This is a genomic window from Streptomyces sp. NBC_01788 (genome assembly GCF_035917575.1).
Taxonomy (GTDB): domain Bacteria; phylum Actinomycetota; class Actinomycetes; order Streptomycetales; family Streptomycetaceae; genus Streptomyces.
This window is the reverse complement of record NZ_CP109090.1, coordinates 541,065-562,010: the sequence shown is the minus strand read 5'-3', so window position 1 is coordinate 562,010 and position 20,946 is coordinate 541,065. Positions and strand designations below refer to the sequence as shown.

Below are 20,946 nucleotides of genomic sequence, written 5' to 3'. Positions count from 1 at the left end.
GTACTGGCATTCTGTGCGGTTCCGGCCCTGGGTGCGTGTTGGAGCGGCTGCCCAGAACACCGTTCTTCACGCGTGCGACGACCGGCCCGCCGACCCGGGACTGACGCCGACGCGACCTGCGACCGGGATCCGCACGGGCACGACTCGCTTCCCGCGCACGGGGGAAGATGAGACCGCGAGCGGACAGCGGACGCACGAGCGACGCGGAGGAGCGTGGGTGCCATGCAGCACGAGCGAGCGGGCAAGCCGGCCGGGCCCGAGGACCTGATCGACGTCGCCCGCCTGGTGACGGCGTACTACGCGCTGCACCCCGACCCGGCCGAGGCCGGACAGCGCGTGGCGTTCGGGACCTCCGGACACCGCGGATCGTCCCTGACGACGGCGTTCAACGAGGACCACATCGCCGCGACCAGCCAGGCCATCTGCGAGTACCGCGCACGGCAGGGCACAGACGGCCCCCTCTTCCTGGGCGCGGACACCCACGCCCTGTCCGAACCCGCGCGGGTCACCGCGCTGGAGGTCTTCGCCGCCAACGACGTCACCGTCCTCATCGACACGGCGGACGGCTACACCCCCACCCCCGCCGTCTCCCACGCGATCCTGACGCACAACCGCTCCCGCACCTCGGGCCTCGCCGACGGTGTCGTGGTGACCCCGTCGCACAACCCGCCCGGCGACGGCGGCTTCAAGTACAACCCGCCCAGCGGCGGTCCCGCGGGCTCGGAGGCGACCTCCTGGATCCAGGACCGCGCCAACGAGATCATCGCGGGCGGACTGAAGGACGTACGGCGCCTCCCGTACCCCCGCGCGCTCACCGCGCCCTCCACCGGCCGCCACGACTTCCTCGGCGCCTACGTCACCGATCTGCCGAGCGTGCTCGACCTCGACGCGGTCCGGGACGCCGGCGTGCGGATCGGCGCCGACCCGCTGGGCGGAGCCTCCGTCGCCTACTGGGGCCGCATCGCCGAGCAGCACCGTCTCGACCTGACCGTCGTCAACCCGCTCACCGACCCCACCTGGCGCTTCATGACGCTGGACTGGGACGGCAAGATCCGCATGGACTGCTCCTCACCGTACGCGATGGCGTCGCTCATCGGGCAGCGCGACCGCTTCCGGATCGCCACGGGCAACGACGCCGACGCCGACCGGCACGGCATCGTCACCCCGGACGCCGGACTGATGAACCCCAACCACTACCTCGCCGTGGCCATCTCCTACCTCTACGCCCATCGCACCCGATGGCCCGCCGAGGCGGGTGTGGGCAAGACCCTGGTCTCCTCCGGCATGATCGACCGGGTCGCCGCGGACCTCGGCCGCCGGCTGGTCGAAGTGCCCGTGGGCTTCAAGTGGTTCGTGGACGGACTGATCGACTCCTCGCTCGGCTTCGGCGGCGAGGAGTCCGCCGGGGCGTCGTTCCTGCGCCGGGACGGCTCGGTGTGGACCACCGACAAGGACGGCATCGTCCTGGCCCTGCTCGCCTCCGAGATCACCGCCGTCACCGACCGGACGCCGTCCCAGCACTACGCGGAACTCACCGCCCGCTTCGGCGAACCCGCCTACGCCCGCCTCGACGCACCGGCCACCCGCGAGGAGAAGGCCCGCCTGGCGAAGCTGTCCCCGGCCCAGGTCACCGCCGACACCCTCGCCGGGGAGCCCGTCACCGCCGTCCTCACCGAGGCGCCGGGCAACGGGGCGCCCATCGGCGGCATCAAGGTGACCACCGAGAACGCCTGGTTCGCGGCCCGCCCCTCGGGCACCGAGGACGTCTACAAGATCTACGCCGAGTCGTTCCGGGGCCCCGGCCACCTCTCCCAGGTCCAGGACGAGGCCGAACGCGTCGTCGACGCGGCACTCGGCGGGTGACGACGGCACCACGACAGCGGCGGGTAGCGCGGGAGAGAATCGGGATGAGTGGCCTGGCTCACATGGCAAGGCGAGGGCATGGCCGACACCATGGTCCTTTCACCGGCAGGCCGAAGGGATAGAGCATGTTCCGCAAGGTGCTGGTCGCCAACCGCGGCGAGATCGCGATCCGCGCGTTCCGCGCCGGCTACGAACTGGGCGCGCGAACCGTCGCCGTCTTCCCCCACGAGGACCGCAATTCGCTGCACCGGCTGAAAGCCGACGAGGCCTACCAGATCGGCCAGCCGGGCCACCCGGTCCGCGCCTACCTCTCCGTCGAGGAGATCGTCCGCGCGGCCCGCCGGGCGGGCGCGGACGCCGTCTACCCCGGCTACGGGTTCCTGTCCGAGAATCCCGAACTCGCCCGCGCCTGCCAGGAGTCGGGCATCACCTTCATCGGACCGGACGCCCACACGCTGGAACTGACGGGGAACAAGGCCCGCGCGGTCGCGGCCGCCCGCGCGGCCGGCGTGCCCGTGCTCGGCTCCTGCGCGCCCTCCACCGACGTCGACGAACTCGTCCGCGCCGCCGAGGACATCGGCTTCCCCGTGTTCGTCAAGGCGGTCGCGGGCGGGGGCGGGCGCGGCATGCGCCGGGTGGAGGACCCCGCCGCGCTGCGCGAGTCCATCGAGGCGGCGTCCCGGGAGGCGGCGTCCGCGTTCGGCGACCCCACCGTCTTCCTGGAGAAGGCCGTCGTCGAGCCGCGCCACATCGAGGTGCAGATCCTCGCCGACGGCCAGGGTGACGTCATCCACCTGTTCGAGCGCGACTGCTCGCTCCAGCGCCGCCACCAGAAGGTGATCGAGATCGCGCCCGCGCCGAACCTCGACCCGGCGCTGCGCGAGCGGATCTGCGCCGACGCGGTGCGCTTCGCCCGGGAGATCGGCTACCGCAACGCGGGCACCGTGGAGTTCCTGCTCGACCGCGAGGGCAACCACGTCTTCATCGAGATGAACCCGCGCATCCAGGTCGAGCACACGGTGACCGAGGAGGTCACCGACGTCGACCTGGTCCAGGCCCAGATCCGCATCGCCGCCGGCGAGACCCTGGCCGACCTCGGGCTCTCCCAGGACACCGTCACCCTGCGCGGCGCCGCCCTGCAGTGCCGCATCACCACCGAGGACCCGGCCAACGGCTTCCGCCCGGACACCGGACGCATCAGCGCCTACCGCTCCCCGGGCGGCTCCGGCATCCGCCTGGACGGCGGAACCACCCACGCCGGTACCGAGATCAGCGCGCACTTCGACTCGATGCTCGTCAAACTCACCTGCCGCGGAAGGGACTTCAAGGCAGCGATCGGCCGGGCCCGGCGCGCCGTGGCCGAGTTCCGCATCCGCGGCGTCGCCACGAACATCCCGTTCCTCCAGGCCGTACTCGACGACCCCGACTTCCAGGCCGGGCGGGTCACCACGTCGTTCATCGAGCAGCGCCCGCACCTGCTGACCGCTCGCTCCTCCGCCGACCGCGGCACGAAGCTGCTCACCTACCTCGCCGACGTCACCGTGAACAAGCCGCACGGGGAACGGCCCGAGGTGATCGACCCGGTCACCAAGCTGCCGGCGCTGCCCGCGGGCGAGCCGCCCGCCGGCTCCCGGCAGAAGCTCGTCGAACTCGGCCCCGACGGTTTCGCCCGCCTCCTGCGCGAGTCGCCGACCATCGGCGTCACCGACACCACCTTCCGCGACGCGCACCAGTCGCTGCTCGCCACCCGCGTGCGCACCAAGGACCTGCTCGCCGCCGCCCCGGTCGTGGCCCGGACCCTGCCCCAGCTGCTGTCCCTGGAGTGCTGGGGCGGTGCCACCTACGACGTCGCCCTGCGCTTCCTCGCCGAGGACCCCTGGGAGCGTCTGGCCGCCCTGCGGGAGGCGGTGCCCAACATCTGCCTCCAGATGCTGCTGCGCGGCCGCAACACCGTGGGCTACACGCCGTACCCGACCGAGGTGACCGACGCCTTCGTCCAGGAGGCCGCCGCCACCGGCATCGACATCTTCCGCGTCTTCGACGCCCTCAACGACGTCGGCCAGATGCGGCCGGCCATCGACGCCGTACGCGAGACCGGGACGGCGGTCGCCGAGGTCGCCCTGTGCTACACCGGGGACCTGTCCGACCCCTCCGAGCGCCTGTACACCCTGGACTACTACCTGCGCCTGGCCGAGCAGATCGTGGCTGCCGGAGCGCACGTCCTGGCCGTGAAGGACATGGCCGGGCTGCTGCGGGCGCCCGCAGTCGCGAGGCTCGTGTCCGCGCTGCGCCGCGAGTTCGACCTGCCGGTCCACCTGCACACCCACGACACCGCGGGCGGTCAGCTCGCCACCTATCTCGCCGCCGTCCAGGCCGGCGCAGACGCCGTGGACGGCGCGGTCGCCTCCATGGCCGGCACCACCTCCCAGCCGTCGCTGTCGGCGATCGTCGCCGCCACCGACCACTCCGACCGGCCCACCGGCCTCGACCTGAAGGCGGTCGGCGACCTGGAGCCGTACTGGGAGAGCGTCCGCAAGATCTACGCCCCGTTCGAGGCGGGACTGGCCTCGCCGACCGGGCGCGTCTACCTCCACGAGATCCCCGGCGGTCAGCTGTCCAACCTGCGCACCCAGGCGGTCGCGCTGGGCCTCGGCGACCGCTTCGAGGACATCGAGGCGATGTACGCCGCCGCCGACCGCATCCTGGGCCGCCTGGTCAAGGTCACGCCCTCGTCCAAGGTGGTCGGCGACCTCGCCCTGCACCTGGTCGGCGCCGGTGTGGCGCCGGAGGACTTCGAGGAGGCGCCGGACCGGTTCGACATCCCCGACTCCGTGATCGGCTTCCTGCGCGGTGAGCTGGGCACGCCGCCCGGCGGCTGGCCGGAGCCGTTCCGCACCAAGGCGCTCAACGGCCGCGCGCAGGCCAAGCCCGTCACCGAGCTCACCGCCGAGGACCGCTCCGGCCTGGAGAAGTCCCGCCGCTCCACCCTCAACCGGCTGCTGTTCCCCGGCCCGACCCGGGAGTTCGAGGCCCACCGCCAGGCCTACGGCGACACCAGCGTGCTGGACAGCAAGGACTTCTTCTACGGGCTGCGCCCCGCCGACGAGTACGCCGTCGACCTGGAGCCCGGCGTGCGGCTCCTCATCGAACTCCAGGCCATCGGCGAGGCGGACGAACGCGGTATGCGCACCGTGATGTCCACGCTGAACGGCCAGCTCCGCCCGATCCAGGTGCGCGACGCCACGGCGGCCTCCGACGTCCCCGTGACGGAGAAGGCCGACCGGGCCAACCCCGGCCATGTGGCCGCACCGTTCGCCGGCGTGGTGACCCTCGCGGTCGACGAGGGCGACGAGGTGGCGGCCGGCGCGACCGTGGCCACCATCGAGGCCATGAAGATGGAGGCCGCCATCACCGCCCCCAGGTCCGGCCGAGTGACCAGGCTGGCCATCAACCACATCCAGCAGGTGGAGGGCGGCGACCTCCTCGTCGAGGTGAGCTGAGCCGACCCCCTGCACGGCGCACCACCGGCCCGGCGGGTGGTGCGCCGTCCGGCTGCCGTGGCTGACCTCGCCTACGGGCCGACCGGTATCGGGCGTCTGCGCCGGGGAGTGTCCGTGTGGGTGTCCGTATGGGGCGTCTGGGCTACGCGGGCGGGGCGGGGCGTGGTGCGCGGGTGGGTGCCGGCGCGGTTCAGCCAGGTCTGGTAGGCCGGGGACTGGTGGGCCGCCTCCCAGTAGGACTCCTCCAACTCGGCGTAGGCCAGATCGAGTTCGGATTCGGTGCGGGCCGCGAGCAGGAGTCGCACTCCGATGGGATCGCCCTGCAAGGGGCGGATGGCGAGTTCGGCGCGGGGGCGTGCGGTGGGCTGACTGACCGTCACCACCTCGCCGGTGGCCGCCAGGGAGTACGCGGTGAGGTAGTCGCCGTGCAGCATGTCGGAGTCGAGCCCCGCCTCGCGCAGCACGCGGCACAGGGCGTCCCATTCGCCGTCGACCGTGGAGTCCACCATCCAGCGGTCGCCCGCGAGGTCGGAGAGCCGCACCTCGGGCAGCGCGGCTGCCGGATGGTCGGCGGCGAGGGAGACGAACTGCGGTTCACGTTCGACCAGTACGCGCACACAGAGCCCGGCCGGGATCCGCAGTGGGCTGCCCTCCACCTCGTGCACGAAGGCCATGTCCAGCCGCCCGGCGGCGACCAGGCGCAGCAGGCAGTTCGCCGACGCGTCCATCTGGAGGGTGGGTTCGGTCCGCGGCGCGCGGGTGCGCAGCCGGCGTAGCCAGCCCGGCAGGGCCCGGCTCGCCGTGGCGCCGATGCGCAGCCGCGCGCCGCCGGCGGCCCGGGCCGCGGCCGCCCGCGCCTCGGTGACGAGGGAGGCGAGTTCGGCGACGAGGGGTCTGGCCCGGCTCAGTACCGCGTGACCCAGCGGCGTGGGACGGCAGCCCGCACGGGTGCGCAGGAAGAGCTGACCGCCGAGCGCGTGCTCGATACGGCGCAGTTGGGTGCTCAACGAGGGCTGAGCCACACCGAGTTGCCGAGCCGCCCGGTGCAGGCTGCCGTGGTCGGCGATGGCGCACAGCACACGCAGGTGCCTCACCTCGAGCTCCATGGGAGGGAGCGTAGGGGCGCGTGTGACGCCGCACCAGACGTTCAAATGCCAACGGAACCAGCGGAATCGTACGAGTCGGCCCCGATAGCCCCGCGCTATCCCCGGTTGCCATCATCCGCCGGCCCGTTGGTGTGCCCGAAACTCCTGCGTGACCGGTCGTTCACCACCCCACACGAACGAGTAGGAGCCCCCCACATGAAGGCGTCCCGTACGTCCTCCACGTCCGCGAAGACCCCCCGGCGGCTGCTGGCCCTCGCGCTCGGCCTCGGCCTGGCCTCCGCCGCCCTGGGCACCGCGACCCCGGCGAGCGCCGAGACCGCCCGCTCCGCGCCGTCCGCCTCCGCCGCGTACGCCCAGTACGCCGGCTCCGCGGAGAGCGCGGCCAACAACAAGGCGTTCTTCGAAGCGGTGCTGAAGTCCGTCGCCGAGAAGCAGGCCGCCCACCCGACCCTCCAGTCGGTGACTGTCTACTACAACGCCTCCCAGGCGCCGAGCTTCGCCTCGCAGATATCCAACGCGGCCTCCATATGGAACAGCTCGGTGTCCAACGTCAAGCTTCAGGCGACGTCGGGCAGCGCCGACTTCGCGTACTACGAGGGCAACGACTCGCGGGGCTCCTACGCCTCCACGAACGGCCACGGCAAGGGCTACGTCTTCCTCGACTACGCGCAGAACCGGCAGTACGACTCGATCCGGGTCACCGCCCACGAGACTGGCCACGTGCTGGGCCTGCCGGACCACTACAGCGGCCCGTGCAGCGAGCTGATGTCGGGCGGCGGCCCCGGCACGTCCTGCACCAACCGCTACCCCGACGCCAACGAGCGCGCCCGCGTCAACCAGCTGTGGGCCAACGGTCTCGCGAAGGCCCTGAAGGAGCTGGACAAGGCCAACTGACGTTCCGCCCCCCACTGGTGCGGGCCGCCCACCCCACAGGGCGGCCCGCACCGCCGCGTCCTCGAAACCTTTCGGTCACAACCGGGCTGCGACTGGCTGAAAATCGACGCTTACCCCTCCCCAAGTCTCAAGCAAAGTTTTACCAAAGGGAGTAAATCGATGAGACGGAATGAATTGCCTCATTCTCACGTCCGGCTGTAAGCGGAGCTAACGGCTCAATCGGGTCAAATCCGCCCCCGTGGGCGCTGTCCGACTCGGTCGGGCAAAGGATCACCCAAGAAGAGTCTGAGATTTTCCATGGAGACCCTGTGATCATCCCGCTTGATGCAGGCGCAGCAGCCGCACGAATCGCCAGGGATGTATCCATGCGTAGACGCCGCCGTGACCAGCCCGGAGACCCATCGGAGTCACCGACCGCCTCGGATGTGATCGCAATGAGCATTCGAGAAATGGCCACTCTTGTGGAGATTTTCGAGTACGCCCATGCTCAAATTGCCGAATTAAGTTCCGCGGACGAAAAAACAATAGCCAGTGCCAGTGGGTCCGCGCTGATACCGGCGCTGTACGCGCGAGCCGGACTGGCATCGAGCCAGCTCCGCGACGATCTCCCCCTGCTCACCGGTGAGCTTCGCCTGCTCGAGGCCGCGGTGATCAACCTCGAATCATATGAGGGCAGCGAAGTGATGCTGTGTACCGGCTACGAACTGCTGGACAGCTTCACGCAGCGCAGGAGAAACGTCCATCCTCTGCGCCTCGTGCACGGAATCCTGTCGTTCGTCCATGAAGCGCGGGGTGCCGTTGGCGGGACCGGATCGACGATCCTGGGTGGCGACGGCCCGGTCCCGTGCGCCTAGGACGCTTCAACTGACCGTCACGATCCCATCACAGAGCCGACACGGGATCCACCATTTTCGGTCACCGGGCAGATGATGTTGTTTCGATCTCATCCTCATCACTTGTCCAAGGGGGATCATGCGCATCCGTGTCACCGCCGTCGCGGCCGCAGTCTTCGGTTGTCTCGCCCTGACCGGCTGCCTCGGCGGCTCCGGCACCGCCGAGCGCGACAGCACCGACAACACCGAGTCCGCCGCCACCCTGGGCGACCCCGACTCGACTGGCTACATCACCGAACGGACCACCACCCCCTGGCCGTTCACGGTCGCCTCCGGCAACCTCGCCTGCGCCGACCAGGCCGTCACCTTCATCACCGCCGAAGGCACCTACGGTCTCAACAGCCGCGCCCGGCAGAAGCACCCCGGGCCCGACCCCATCTGGGCCGGCGACCCCAACAACCCCGGCAAGAACATCTCCCTGGAGGCGGTCATCGACCGCGGCCTGGAGCTCTGCAAGTAGTCCGGCCCCGCCTTCCGCCCCGGGCGCCCCACCCCTGGCGCCCGTGGCGGTGGCCCCGGGCTCGCCGGCCCATGCGGTGCGGGCCGGCCGGGCTCCGTACGGATCACCCCACGACGACCGTGGCCCCGGCCCGGGTGAGCGCGGTGCGCAGGTCGGCCGGGCAGGGCTGGTCCGTGATGAGGGTGTCGAAGCCGTCCAGCTCGCACACGCGGTGGGCGGCCGTGCGGCCGAACTTGCTGGAGTCGGCCAGTACATAGCGGTGCGAGGCGCCGGCGAGCATGGCCCGCTTGGTGGCGACCTCGTCGAGATGGAAGTCGGTGAGCCCGTAGGGGGCTATCCCACCGGACCCGAGGAAGACGGCGTCCGCGCGCAGGTTGCCGAAGAACTCCACCGCCTGGGCGTTGGAGCAGGCGAGGTCGCCCGCCCTCAGCCGTCCGCCGCTGACCAGGACCTCCACCCGGGGCCGTGTGCTGACCTCCGCGGCCACGAGCAGGGACGGGGTGGCGATGACGCCGGCGTGGTCGGCGGGCAGTGCGCGGGCCACCTCCAGGGCGGTGGTGCCCACGTCGATGACGACGGTCTGGTTCGGCTCGATCAGCGCCGCCGCCGCCCGGCCGATGGTCTCCTTCTCCGCGGCGAGGCTGCCGCTGCGTTCGCTGAAGGGCGCCTCCTCGCCGACCGGCGCCTGCGCGCTGGTGGCGCCGCCGTGCACCCGGGACAGCTCGCCGCGCCGTTCGAGCAGGGCGAGGTCCCTGCGGACCGTTTCGTGGGAGACGCCGAGCAGCGTGGTCAGGTCGTCCGTGGTGACGAACTTCAGCCGGGCGATCTCGGCGACGATTCTGCGGTGGCGCTCGGCGGCGAGCACGTCCCACCTCCCTGGGTGATGACCGTTTCTGTGGATCTGTGACTGCATTCTACGGTCAGCCGGTGCCGGGCCGGACCGGCTCCCTCGTTCCCGAACCGGCGTCCTCGTTGGCGTGCATGGTGAACGACTCTTGACGGTAGACGGGCAAGGGTCCACACTTTCAGCAACGAGCGGTCAACAATCCACAGAAACGGTCAGGTGGGTGGGTTGCCGAGACCGCTTCGGCCACGGCCCTGCGCACCCTCGCAGGCCCCGCCGCCCCCTCGGCGGACAGGCCCCGGCAGACCCCGCGCGGGGCGTCCCCGCACAGCCGACCGAGTTCGGTTGCTCACGTTCACTGGCTCTCGCACTCCACGGCGGGGCACTGTTAAACAGGGAAAAGAGTCATGGCACACGCAGAATCAGGTCCCCAGAGATCAGGAACAGGCGCCCCGGGCGCGGGTGAGCCCAAGCAGATGGCGCGGGAACTCGGCTGGTACGCCTCGTTCTCCGTGGCCTTCGGGTTCGTCTCCATCGCCACCGGCATCTTCACCACCTACGGCTCGGTGCTCGCGACCTCCGGCCCACGCGGCATCTGGGCCTGGCCGATCTCCGTGATCGGCCAGCTCTCCATCGCCCTGGTCTTCGGCGCCCTCGCCGCGCGCATCCCGATCAGCGGCTACTCGTACCAATGGGTGTCACGGATCGTGGGCCCGGTATGGGGCTGGATCATGGGATGGATCTCGTTCGCCTTCCTGGGCGTGGTCCTGATCGCAGTCGACTACACGATCGCTTCCACCATCCTTCCGGAGCTGTTCCGCTACGTCGGCACCACGCAGAACGCCTGGGTGATCACCGCCGGCGTCGTACTGCTCCAGGCACTTCTCGTCGCCGCCTCCACCCGCACCACCCACCGGGTCAACAACGTGGCCGTCACCGTGCAGCTCGTCGGCATGATCGCGCTGACCGTGCTGCTGTTCGCGGTGGGCGCCTTCACCGGCAAGCTCGACTTCGGGCACCTCTTCGACACCGGAAGCGTCCCCGCGAGCGGCTACTACGGCCTGGGTGGCGGCACCACGGCCGGACCGTTCGCCCTGGCGTTCCTGCTCGGCGCGTTCACCATCGTCGGCTTCGAGTCGGCGGCCAACCTGGCCGAGGAGACCAAGAACCCGGCCCGGGTCATCCCCAAGGCCATGGTCCAGGCCGTGCTCTCGCTGGGCGTGCTCGGCTTCCTGTTCCTGGTCGCGGTCACCGCGGCGGCCGGCCGGATCGACGGTGTCGGCGCCTCGGCGACTCCCGTGGCCACCGTCATCACCGCCGTGCTCGGCTCGGTCGTCGGCAAGATCCTGCTGGTCCTGGTCGTCGTGTCGATCTTCTCCTGCGGACTGGTGATCACCCTGAGCGGCACCCGCCTGGTCTACGCGATGTCCCGCGACGAGCGCTTCCCCGGCTGGCGGCTGCTCAAGCGCCTGGACCGGCGCACCGCCACGCCCCTGAACGCCTCGGTGTTCATGATGCTCATCGCGCAGATCATCCTCGCGGTCTTCTCCCGCTCCACCGACGCGCTCTTCCAGCTGTTCTCCGCCGGAACCCTGCTGCCCGCCCTCATCTACGCCGGCACCGTCGCGATGTACGCCATCAAGCGCCGCTCCCTGCCCGCGTCCCAGGGCTTCTCGCTGGGCCGCTGGGAAGTGCCGGTGCTGGTCGTCGCGGGCGTCTGGCTGGTGTACGAGCTGCTGATCTTCCGGGATGCCTCCTTCCGTGCCCCGTGGACCTACGTCCTCGTGCTGTTCGCGATCGGTGCCGTCTACTTCACCGGTCTGCTGATCCGGCGCGGCCGGGACGGGCTGACCATGCCGGACATGGCCGACGTCGACCGCGCCCTGGACACCGCCGACGGCACGCCCTCGGACACCGTCACGGAAGGGAGCGCACGGTGACCGCGATCCTCGCCATCGACCAGGGAACCTCGGGCACGAAGGCCATCGTCGTCGACCCCGAGGAAGGCACCGTCGCCATCGCCGAGGAGACCGTCCGCCCCACCTACCTCGACGGCGGAGGGGTCGAGCAGAACCCGCACGAACTGCTCGACTCCGTCCTCAACGCCGGCCGCCGCGCGGTGAGCGCGGCCGGCCGTCCGATCGCCTGCGTGGCCCTCGCCAACCAGGGCGAGACGGTCCTGGCCTGGGACCCGGCCACCGGAACCCCCCTGACCCAGGCGCTCGTGTGGCAGGACCGGCGCGCGGAAAGCGTCTGCGGCGAACTGGCCGAGCACGCCGAGAGCATCGCCCGGCGCACCGGCCTCGTCCTCGACCCGTACTTCTCCGCACCCAAGATGGCCTGGCTGCGGCGCAACCTCACCCGCGACGGTGTGGTGACGACCACCGACACCTGGCTGGTGCACCACCTCACGGGGGAGTTCGTCACCGACGCCTCCACCGCCAGCCGCTCACTCGTCCTCGACCTGGACACCGCCGCCTGGGACGGGGAACTCCTGGACCTGTTCGGCCTCGGCGACGAGCGACTGCCCCGCATCGCCGCCTGCGACGAGGTCGTCGGCACCACCAGGGCCTTCGGCCAGGAGGTGCCGGTGGCCGGGCTGATCGTCGACCAGCAGGCGGCTCTGGTCGCGGAGCGCTGCCTGGAGCCGGGCACCGCGAAATGCACGTACGGCACCGGCGCGTTCCTGTTGGCGAACACCGGCCTCGACCCGGTGCGCTCCAGCGCCGGACTGACCACCTCGGTGGCCTGGCGGGCGGCCGGACGGACGCCGTACTGCGTGGACGGGCAGGTCTACACCGTCGCCTCGGCGGTGCGCTGGCTCCAGGACCTCGGCCTCATCCAGTCCGCGACCGACCTGGACACCCTGGCGGCGGCCGACGCCGGGAACGTGCTGTGCGTGCCCGCGTTCGCCGGACTCGCCGCGCCCTGGTGGGCCCCGGAGGCCACCGCCTCCTTCACCGGCATGACCCTGGCCACCCGGCGCGAACACCTCGTCCTCGCCCTGCTCCAGGGCATCGCCGCGCAGGTCGCCGAGCTGGGCACCCTGGTCGCCAAGGATCTCGGCCGGCCCCTGACCCGGCTGCGCGCGGACGGCGGACTGACCAACTCCGCCGTCCTCATGCAGGCCCAGGCCGACATCGCGCAGATGCCGGTCGACATCTACCCCCACGCCCACGCCACCCCCCTGGGGGCGGCCGCCATGGCCAGCTGCGCCCTCGATCCGGCGCTCGGGCTCGAAGAAGCCGTCGGCGACTGGCAGCCGGCCACCGTCTACGAACCCCGCTGGTCCGCCGACCGGGCCGAGGAGTTCCGTACCGCATGGGCGCGGGCCGCGACGGCCCGTGCCACCGAGGGAGACCATTCATGACCGCCACCCCGCACCGCCCCCACGACGACGTCTTCGACGTCGCGGTGATCGGCGGAGGCATCGTCGGCGCGGCGATCGCACGCGAACTGTCCGGCCACGACGTCCGTGTCGCGCTGCTCGACGCCCGTGACGACGTCGGCGACGCCACCAGCAAGGCGAACACCGCGATCCTGCACACCGGCTTCGACGCCAAGCCCGGCACGCTCGAATCCCGCCTGGTCGCTCGTGGCTACCACCTGCTGAGCGCCTACGCCGAAGCCACCGGCATCCCCGTCGAACACACCGGTGCCGTCCTGGTCGCCTGGACCGACGAGGAACTCCAGGCGCTGCCCGGACTGAAGGAGAAGGCCGAGGCCAACGGCTACACGCACTGCCGGATCATCGACGCCGACGAGGTCTACGGACTGGTCCCCGACCTCGGTGAGGGGGCGCTGGGTGGGCTGACCGTGCCCGACGAGTCCATCATCTGCACCTGGACCACGAACCTCGCCCTGGCCACCGACGCCCGGCAGCGCGGCACCACGATGCTGCTCCAGCACGCCGTGACCGGCGTCGACGAAGGCGACGAGGTCACCACCCTGCACACGCCCGCCGGCGACGTACGGGCCCGCTGGGTGGTGAACGCCGCCGGTCTCGGCGCCGACCACATCGACCGCCTCTTCGGCCACGACCGCTTCACCGTCACCCCCCGCCGCGGCGAGCTGTTCGTCTTCGACAAGCTGGCCCGCCCCATGGTGAACAAGATCGTCCTCCCGGTGCCCACCTCACGCGGCAAGGGCGTACTGATCTCCCCGACGATCTACGGCAACGTCATGCTCGGCCCCACCGCCCAGGACCTCACCGACCGCACCGACACCGCCACCTCCGAGGACGGCTTCGACTTCCTGCTCACCAAGGGCGAACGCCTCATGCCGCGGCTGCTGGCCGAAGAGGTCACCGCCAGCTACGCCGGGCTGCGCGCCGCCATCGACCACTCCGACTACCTCATCGAGGCCGCCCCGGAGCAGCGCTACCTCCTCGTCGGCGGGATCCGCTCCACCGGCCTGACCGCAGGCATCGCCATCGCCGAACACGCCCGCACCCTCCTGGAAGAAGCTGGCCTGGACCTGCGCCCGCGCGCCGAACTGCCCGAGCCGCCCCGCATGCCCAACATCGGCGAAGCCGGCACGCGCCCCTACCAGGACGCCGACCTCATCGCCCGCGACCCCGCCTACGGCACCGTCGTCTGTTTCTGCGAACGGGTCACCGAGGGCGAGATCCGCGACGCCTGCCACGCCCCGGTACCCGCCCGCAACCTGGAGGGACTGCGCCGCCGCACCCGCGCGATGAACGGCCGCTGCCAGGGCTTCTTCTGCGGCGCGGCCGTCGCCGCCCTGCGCGAGAAGCACCACACCCACGACGGCTGCCGCAGCCAGCACAAGGACAACCGATGACCCACCAGCCGCCCCTGACCACGCCCGACGTCCTCATCATCGGCGCCGGACCCGCGGGCCTGACCGCAGCGGCCGAACTGGCGGGACGCCGGGCCGGCCGCGTCCTCGTCGTCGACCGGGAGCAGGACGCCGGCGGTATCCCCCGGCACAGCGACCACACCGGCTACGGCCTGCGCGACCTGCGCCGCGTGATGACCGGCCCCGCCTACGCCCGCCACCTCGTGCGGCAGGCCACCGGGGCCGGAGCGGAGATCCGCACCCGCACCATGGTCACCGGCTGGGCCGACGAACACACCGTCGACGTCACCAGCCCCGACGGCCGCTACCGGATCCGGCCGCGCGCCATCGTGCTGGCCACCGGCGCCCGCGAACGGCCCCGCACGGCACGCCGCATCCCCGGCGACCGCCCCCACGGCGTCTACACCACGGGCCAGTTGCAGAACCTCGTCCACCTGCACCACCAGCCCGTCGGCAAGCGGGCCGTCATCGTCGGCGGCGAACTCGTCAGCTGGTCCGCGGCCGTCACCCTGCGCGAGGCCGGCTGCACCCCCGCCCTCATGGTCAGCCAGTACCCGAAGGCGGAGTCCTACGCCGCCTTCAACGCGGCCGGACGCACCGTGCTGCGCGTCCCCGTCGCCACCCGCACCCGCGTCACCCGCGTCATCGGCAAGGGACGCTGCCAGGCCGTGGAGATCGAGCACCTCGACACCGGCCGGCGCCGTACCGTCGCCTGCGACACCGTCGTCTTCACCGGCGACTGGATCCCCGACCACGAACTCGCCCGCTCCGCAGGCATCACCCTCGACGAAGGCACCCTCGGCCCCCTCACAGACACCGCGCTGCGCACCAGCCGCCCCGGCGTCTTCGCCGCGGGCAATCTGCTGCACCCCGTCGACACCGCCGACGTCGCCGCCCTCGACGGCAGGCACGTCGCCCGGCAGGTCGTCCACCACCTCAACGGCGAGGACCGGCCGGCCGCGGGCGTCCGCCTGGTCGCCGACGCCCCCTTCCGCTGGGTCGCCCCGCAGGTCCTGCGGCCGGGCGACCCCGCACCCGCCCGGGGGCGCCTGCTGCTGTGGACCGACGAGTTCGTCCGCCTCCCCAAGGTGACCGTCCGGCAGGACGGGCGGACCCTCGCCCGCCGCACCCTCGCCTGGCCGGCCGCTCCCGGCCGCGTCTTCCGGGTCCCGGCCGGTCTGCTCGACGGCTTCTCGCCCACCGGCGGCCCGGTCCACATCGGTCTCGGCTGATCCCGGCACGGCCGGTCGCGGGCACCGCGGTGCCCGTGTGTCGAATGTCGCTCTCTCCCGGGTGAACTGTTTGCTGCTGACAAGGGTGAGCAAGCGGTCCCATGGACGTCCGCGTGCCCAGGACGCCCGGGAGAGAGGAGACCCAGATGGTGGACAAGGAAGACGGCGCCGCCCCGGCGGATGCCGATCCCGAGGCTCTCAAACGCCACCGGACACTGTTCAGGGCCGTCAGACGGCGCCGGAACCCTCCACTGCGGGGCACGGACATCACCGTCACCGACGAGGCGGCCGTGCAGCGGGCGGTGAAGGCCGCCTCGCTCGGCAACGCCATGGAGTGGTTCGACTTCGGCATCTACAGCTACCTGGCGGTCACCATCGGGCACGTGTTCTTCCCGTCCGGGAACGGCACCGTCCAGCTGCTGTCGTCGTTCGCGACCTTCGCGGTGTCCTTCCTCGTACGTCCCCTGGGCGGCATGGTCTTCGGCCCCATGGGGGACAGGATCGGCCGCAAGAAGGTCCTCGCCCTGACCATGATCATGATGGCGATCGGCACGTTCGCCATCGGCCTGATCCCCTCCTACGCCTCGATCGGCTTCTGGGCCCCCTTCCTGCTGATCCTCTTCCGGCTGGTGCAGGGCTTCTCCACGGGCGGTGAGTACGGAGGCGCGTCCACGTTCATCGCCGAGTACGCGCCCGACCGGCGGCGAGGCTTCTTCGGCAGCTTCCTCGAACTCGGCACGCTGGCCGGCTACGTCGGCGCGGCCGGCCTGGTGACGCTCCTGACCGCGCTGCTCGGCAACGCGGGCATGGACTCCTGGGGGTGGCGCGTACCGTTCCTCGTCGCCGGCCCGATCGGGCTGATCGGCCTGTACCTGCGGCTGCGACTGGACGAGACGCCCGCGTTCCGGAAGCTGGAGGACGACTCCGTGCACCGGGCGTCCGAGGCGGCCTCCACGGTGGAGGCGACCGCCAGGGGAGACCTGGCGAAGATCTTCCGGAACCACTGGCCGACGCTCGTCCTGTGCGTCTGCCTGGTCGGCGCGTACAACATCACCGACTACCTGCTGCTCTCGTACATGCCGACCTACCTCTCGGACCGGATGGGGTACTCCGAGACGCACGGCCTGCTGATCCTCATCGCCACCATGGTGGTGCTGATGCTGCTGATCAACCAGGTCGGCAAGCTGTCCGACCGGCTCGGCCGGAAACCGGTCCTGATGACCGGCATGCTCGGCTTCCTGCTCCTCTCCGTCCCGGCCTTCCTGCTGGTCGAGCAGGGCAGCCTGGCCGCCGTGTCCGCGGGGATGCTCATGCTGGGACTGTCGCTGGTGTGCCTGCTCGGGACGATGTCCGCGGCGCTGCCCGCCCTGTTCCCCACCCAGGTGCGCTACGGCTCCCTTTCCATCGGCTACAACCTCTCCGCCTCCCTCTTCGGCGGGACGACCCCCCTGGTGATCACCGCCCTGATCTCGGTCACCGGCAGCGACCTGATGCCCGCCTACTACTCCATGGCCGCGGCACTCGTCGGCGTGATCTCGGTGGCCTGCATGAAGGAGACGGCACGCCGGCCCCTGGAGGGCTCCCCACCGGCCGTCGCGACCCCGGAGGAGGCCGCGGAGCTGGTGGAGGGTCAGGCCCCGCTGCCCAGGTTCTGACGCTGCCCGGGTTCTGACGGGCCGACACGAGAGCGCGGGCGAGCGGCGGGACCCGGCCCGGCGGGTCCGGGTCCCTGCACGTACGATCAACGGGCCCGTCCCGTCGCAAGGAGCGCCCAGCCCGTGACCTCCGTCGTCGCGCCGTCCACCGCTGCCGGACTGCCGGCCCCGCGGCGGCTGACCCGCACCGAGGACGGGCTGCGGCTGCCCACGCTGGTGTGGCGCGCCGGCCCGGGATGGCGGATGGTCAGCAACGCCGTGCTCGGCGGCGGCATCGGAGAGCGCCGCTGGGTCCTCAACGCACAGGTGGCCCACGGCTACCGGCGCACCGACCCCGAACGCCACCTCGCCGAGATCGCCGAGGCGGCCGGCCTCGACGGCGTGGGAGTGGGCCTGATGACCGCCGCCGACGTCACGGCTCACGGCAGCGCGGAGGACAGCGGGGCCACCGCGGTCGCCACCGCCGGCGTCAGGGTGCGCGGATGGGCCGCCTCCCCGGAACCGGGGACGGACGGCCGTGGCACGCCCGGCACGATCAACGTCGTCGCCGCGCTCCCGGTCACCTTGTCGGACGCCGCACTGGTCAACGCGGTGGTCACCGCGACCGAGGCCAAGGTGCAGGCGCTGTTGGAAGCGGGCTACGACTGCTCGGGCACCCCCACCGACGCCGTGTGCGTGGCCGCCCGCACCCCGAGCGACGACGAAGAACTCCACACCTTCGCCGGCCCGCGCTCGCTCTGGGGCGCCCGCCTGGCACGCGCCGTTCACGGGGCGGTGCGCGCGGCCCTGCCCGTTCCCGGGGAGTGAGGAACGCCCCTGACGGCGCCGCTGCAACCATCGGCTGTGACGGGTTGGGTGGCCGGAGCCAGTGCGCCTCGGGAAGCTGCAGCGCGAGCGTCTCCCGGTAAGCCGAGCACCTGCCTGACCGGAGCACAGCGGTGGACACCGAGGCGCACTGTGATCACAGTTGGTGCGACACCTCCCAGTGGGCTGCGGGAAGAACCTTGCTGTAGTACTGGTTCGGGGTGTTTCCCGTAGCGCTGCCGAGTCGCGGGTCCTTGCGGAGGATTTCGCTGTAGCCCTTGAAGACCGCCATTGACATGTGGAGGCAGTTGTTGGTGGCGACGTTGTAGCCGCGCTCCTTCACCGCGCCATACCAGGACTGGGCCCTCTTCGCGTCACCGTCCTTGGTGTTCACGCACCGATAGCGCGTGTAGTACCGCGCGTTCTCGTGGTCCTTGTCACGCACGGACGTGAAGTACGCGTGGGCCTTCTCCCACGTACCGCCCTTGATCCAGCCGGCAATCGGTGCGTCGTTGGTGCTGCCGAACGAGCCGTAGACCCAGTGGTTCGCCTCCCCGCGAACCTTGACGGCGAAGGCGGCGTGCCCCGCGCCGTAGGCCCCTTCGGGGGCCTCGAACATGCACGCGCGCCCCAGCGGGGCGGCCTGCGCCCCCACCGGGGCGGTCACCGCGCCCACGGTCAGAAGAGTGAGCGCGCCGACCACCGGCGCCGCGATCCGGGCCATCGGCTTCCTGGCGATCCTCATGTCACTGGTCCCTTCGTGTAGGTGACGAACCTGTCCCCGAACGCCCTCTCGAAGCGGGCGAACGGTTCGATACCCGCACTTTTGCCGCTGGCTTGATGACCCGCCACACTTCTGCCTGCCGGTCAATTACCGGTCATCAAGAAAGCCGGATCGAGGAGCGATTGAGTGGCCAGTAACCAAGGTCGGCAGGAGAGCCCGATCGACCCCGAGGGCGGCCCCCTGGCGCTGTTCGCCCTCGAACTCCGTCAACTGCGAGAGCGGTGCGGCCGTCCGACCTACCGGCAGTTGGCGACCTGGTCGGCGAAGGTGGGCAGCCCGTACTCGGACACCACTTTTTCCACCGCGGCCAGGGGCCACACCCCTCCCTCCCGTGAGGTCGTTCTGGCCTTCGTGCGGGCATGTCTGGCCTACGCCAGGACCGGTCGGCAGCAGACGGCCCACGCGGTCGGTGAATGGACCGCGCGCTGGGAGGCATTGGAGGCCGAACTCAACGCTGGAGCAGTCGCCCAGCCGCCTTCGGACCTTTTCGCCCCATCCGAGGCGGCCCCTTCGGCCCCTCCGCCGCTCAGGCCGGTGGCAAGGGAAGACCAAACGGCGGAACCGCTCGAACCGCCGTCGGCCACGCCTGCCGTCCCCCGGACCCCGAGCCGCCGTGGGAAGCAGGTGCTGGCTACCGTCGTCGGCCTCGTGGCTCTCTGCGGGCTTGTGCTCGTTGCACGTCACATCGCCGCGCCCGGCTCGGCGGTCGCGGACTCGGAATACACGGTCGAGGCATCCGTGGCCACTCCGCCGACTTCCGCCGGCCTGGGCGGCAACAACCGGTGCGGCCGGCCCCGCTACGTCGACGGTGTGGCATGGACTCCATGCACCCGTGCCGACGGCGCCAGGCTCGTCTTCGCCGTGCAGATGACCAACACCGGGCCGGACCCGGTCACCGTCAAGGCCAAGCTCGCCTACGTCCGAGCCGCGGTCGCCCACACCTGTCCGGGTGTCTGGGGCAGGGGGGTGGAACTCACGGTGGCACCCGGCAAGACAGTGACCAGCCCCCTGGCGGAGTGCACGGTGGCCAAATTGCCGGCCACCGCGTTCCAGGCCAAAGCCTGGGTGATCGCGTCCAGCGACTACGCCTGGGGGTACCGGGAGATGTCCCAGACCATCCATGTCCAACCAGACGGCCGGACGGCGCTCTGGGCCGATGAGTCTTGATCGCCGAGCGATCAGGGCGGCGACGGCCCGAGCGGTCCGGTCCGCCCCTCTCCCTCGGTATCTCTGCTGCGCACACCCATGACAGCCAGGGACTGGAACCCCTGGTACGGGTATCCCGCCGATCCGATCTCGCCGTGGCCCACGTCGGCGACGGCCTGCCAAGCTCCACGCCGGCAACGGATACGACTACGACTACGACTTCCTGCGACGGTGGCTCCGCAGCCGGAACATCGTCCCGCGCATCGCGTGCAAGGGGATCGAGTCCTCGCACCGGCTGGGCCGCCACCGATGGACCGTGGAGCGGACGGTGGCCTGGCCGTCCGGGTGCCGTCGCCTTCACCGTCGTCACGAGCGCAAGGCTGAACGCTTCCTTGCTTTCGCCGGGATAGCCGCGACTCTGATCTGCTACCGCCGGCTCTCGGCTTGAGACGATGCTCAGGTATTGGCACCTCGAGCCGTCACCTGCCAGCGGTCGATCACCTCGCGGTCTCGGACGACCAGCAGCTCATCGGCGAGATTCACCGGCGTACACATGTGGTTGGGGACGACAGCGACGAGCGCCCCAAGGTGTGGTCCCCGCACCCCTTCCGGAAGCCGGACAACGGCGTGGTGCTCCCACAACCCTGTGATGGTTCCCTGCGGGAACTGGGGCAGGTAGCCGTGGCCCATCACCCAAGGCGACCGGTCGGTGCCAAGGACCTTGCTACCGACATCAAGCACAAAGCGGTCAGGGGCGGGAACGCTGATCACCGTCGCCGCGGCGACCAGCGCCAGATCCCCCACACCGCATGTGCCGATGGCCAGCTTCACGGCGACTGCCTTCATCGCGGCCCACTCCGTTGGGTAGTTGGGGCGGACCTCCGCGACCATGCGCACCGTACGCTCACGAAGCTCGGCAGGGTAAGGGGACGGACGGGCCATGA

At 71.1% G+C, this 20,946-nt stretch carries 16 protein-coding genes and 2 pseudogenes; 13 read left to right on the top strand and 5 right to left on the bottom strand.

The window, feature by feature from the left end:
• The first annotated feature begins 222 nt into the window (after window positions 1-222).
• Together pgm and OIE49_RS02755 are read left to right on the top strand one after the other, a co-directional pair.
• Complete coding sequence (pgm, locus tag OIE49_RS02760) at window positions 223-1,863, top strand: phosphoglucomutase (alpha-D-glucose-1,6-bisphosphate-dependent) (RefSeq protein ID WP_326800893.1); 1,641 nt, start codon at window positions 223-225, stop codon at window positions 1,861-1,863.
• A gap of 125 nt (window positions 1,864-1,988) precedes the next feature.
• Window positions 1,989-5,363 (top strand): pyruvate carboxylase, encoded by a 3,375-nt coding sequence (locus OIE49_RS02755; RefSeq protein ID WP_326800892.1) that lies wholly within the window; start codon window positions 1,989-1,991, stop codon window positions 5,361-5,363.
• Between the two features lie 71 nt (window positions 5,364-5,434).
• Here the strand turns inward: OIE49_RS02755 and OIE49_RS02750 are convergent, their stop codons facing one another.
• Window positions 5,435-6,469, bottom strand: a complete 1,035-nt coding sequence (locus tag OIE49_RS02750) for a LysR family transcriptional regulator (RefSeq protein ID WP_326800891.1) — start codon at window positions 6,467-6,469, stop codon at window positions 5,435-5,437.
• 195 nt (window positions 6,470-6,664) lie between these two features.
• Between OIE49_RS02750 and snpA the strand changes: the two genes are divergently transcribed.
• The 3 genes from snpA (at window position 6,665) to OIE49_RS02735 (ending at window position 8,716) form a co-directional block, all read left to right on the top strand.
• Window positions 6,665-7,363 carry a snapalysin gene (snpA, locus tag OIE49_RS02745; RefSeq protein ID WP_326800890.1) on the top strand — a complete coding sequence of 233 codons (699 nt, stop codon included), beginning with the start codon at window positions 6,665-6,667 and terminating at the stop codon, window positions 7,361-7,363.
• A 449-nt stretch (window positions 7,364-7,812) separates the two neighbouring features.
• Entirely contained in the window at window positions 7,813-8,217 is a 405-nt protein-coding gene (locus OIE49_RS02740) for a hypothetical protein (protein WP_326800889.1), read from the top strand.
• Between the two features lie 118 nt (window positions 8,218-8,335).
• Window positions 8,336-8,716 (top strand): DUF2511 domain-containing protein, encoded by a 381-nt coding sequence (locus tag OIE49_RS02735; RefSeq protein WP_326800888.1) that lies wholly within the window; start codon window positions 8,336-8,338, stop codon window positions 8,714-8,716.
• Between the two features lie 103 nt (window positions 8,717-8,819).
• Here the strand turns inward: OIE49_RS02735 and OIE49_RS02730 are convergent, their stop codons facing one another.
• Window positions 8,820-9,581, bottom strand: a complete 762-nt coding sequence (locus OIE49_RS02730) for a DeoR/GlpR family DNA-binding transcription regulator (RefSeq protein WP_326800887.1) — start codon at window positions 9,579-9,581, stop codon at window positions 8,820-8,822.
• A 386-nt stretch (window positions 9,582-9,967) separates the two neighbouring features.
• Between OIE49_RS02730 and OIE49_RS02725 the strand changes: the two genes are divergently transcribed.
• The 6 genes from OIE49_RS02725 to OIE49_RS02700 all read left to right on the top strand — a co-directional run bounded on the left by OIE49_RS02725 (window position 9,968) and on the right by OIE49_RS02700 (window position 18,075).
• Complete coding sequence (locus OIE49_RS02725; RefSeq protein WP_326800886.1) at window positions 9,968-11,500, top strand: APC family permease; 1,533 nt, start codon at window positions 9,968-9,970, stop codon at window positions 11,498-11,500.
• Complete coding sequence (locus OIE49_RS02720; protein ID WP_326800885.1) at window positions 11,497-12,930, top strand: FGGY family carbohydrate kinase; 1,434 nt, start codon at window positions 11,497-11,499, stop codon at window positions 12,928-12,930. Before OIE49_RS02725 ends, OIE49_RS02720 begins: the two co-directional genes overlap by 4 nt.
• Window positions 12,927-14,363, top strand: coding sequence for an NAD(P)/FAD-dependent oxidoreductase (locus OIE49_RS02715; protein WP_326800884.1), 1,437 nt, complete (start codon window positions 12,927-12,929; stop codon window positions 14,361-14,363). The genes OIE49_RS02720 and OIE49_RS02715 overlap by 4 nt, the downstream gene beginning before the upstream one ends.
• On the top strand, window positions 14,360-15,613 hold the full coding sequence (locus OIE49_RS02710) for an NAD(P)/FAD-dependent oxidoreductase (RefSeq protein ID WP_326800883.1): 1,254 nt from the start codon (window positions 14,360-14,362) through the stop codon (window positions 15,611-15,613). Before OIE49_RS02715 ends, OIE49_RS02710 begins: the two co-directional genes overlap by 4 nt.
• A gap of 146 nt (window positions 15,614-15,759) precedes the next feature.
• On the top strand, window positions 15,760-17,268 hold the full coding sequence (gene proP, locus OIE49_RS02705) for a glycine betaine/L-proline transporter ProP (protein ID WP_326800882.1): 1,509 nt from the start codon (window positions 15,760-15,762) through the stop codon (window positions 17,266-17,268).
• Window positions 17,269-17,391: 123 nt separating this feature from the next.
• Window positions 17,392-18,075: an adenosylcobinamide amidohydrolase gene (locus OIE49_RS02700; RefSeq protein WP_326800881.1), complete on the top strand. Its 684-nt coding sequence runs from the start codon at window positions 17,392-17,394 to the stop codon at window positions 18,073-18,075.
• 154 nt (window positions 18,076-18,229) lie between these two features.
• Here OIE49_RS02700 and OIE49_RS02695 read toward each other — a convergent pair whose 3' ends face one another.
• Window positions 18,230-18,817: a hypothetical protein gene (locus OIE49_RS02695; protein WP_326800880.1), complete on the bottom strand. Its 588-nt coding sequence runs from the start codon at window positions 18,815-18,817 to the stop codon at window positions 18,230-18,232.
• A gap of 165 nt (window positions 18,818-18,982) precedes the next feature.
• Here OIE49_RS02695 and OIE49_RS02690 point away from each other — a divergent pair, with 165 nt between their 5' ends.
• Window positions 18,983-20,023: a helix-turn-helix transcriptional regulator gene (locus OIE49_RS02690; RefSeq protein WP_326800879.1), complete on the top strand. Its 1,041-nt coding sequence runs from the start codon at window positions 18,983-18,985 to the stop codon at window positions 20,021-20,023.
• A 29-nt stretch (window positions 20,024-20,052) separates the two neighbouring features.
• A pseudogene (locus tag OIE49_RS02685) lies at window positions 20,053-20,450 on the top strand (transposase); the annotation flags it as partial.
• Between the two features lie 8 nt (window positions 20,451-20,458).
• Here the strand turns inward: OIE49_RS02685 and OIE49_RS02680 are convergent.
• Both OIE49_RS02680 and OIE49_RS02675 read right to left on the bottom strand, forming a co-directional pair.
• Entirely contained in the window at window positions 20,459-20,806 is a 348-nt protein-coding gene (locus tag OIE49_RS02680; RefSeq protein WP_326806121.1) for a hypothetical protein, read from the bottom strand.
• A 6-nt stretch (window positions 20,807-20,812) separates the two neighbouring features.
• Window positions 20,813-20,944: pseudogene (locus tag OIE49_RS02675) on the bottom strand (IS3-like element ISMyma3 family transposase); the annotation flags it as partial.
• Window positions 20,945-20,946: the final 2 nt, after the last annotated feature.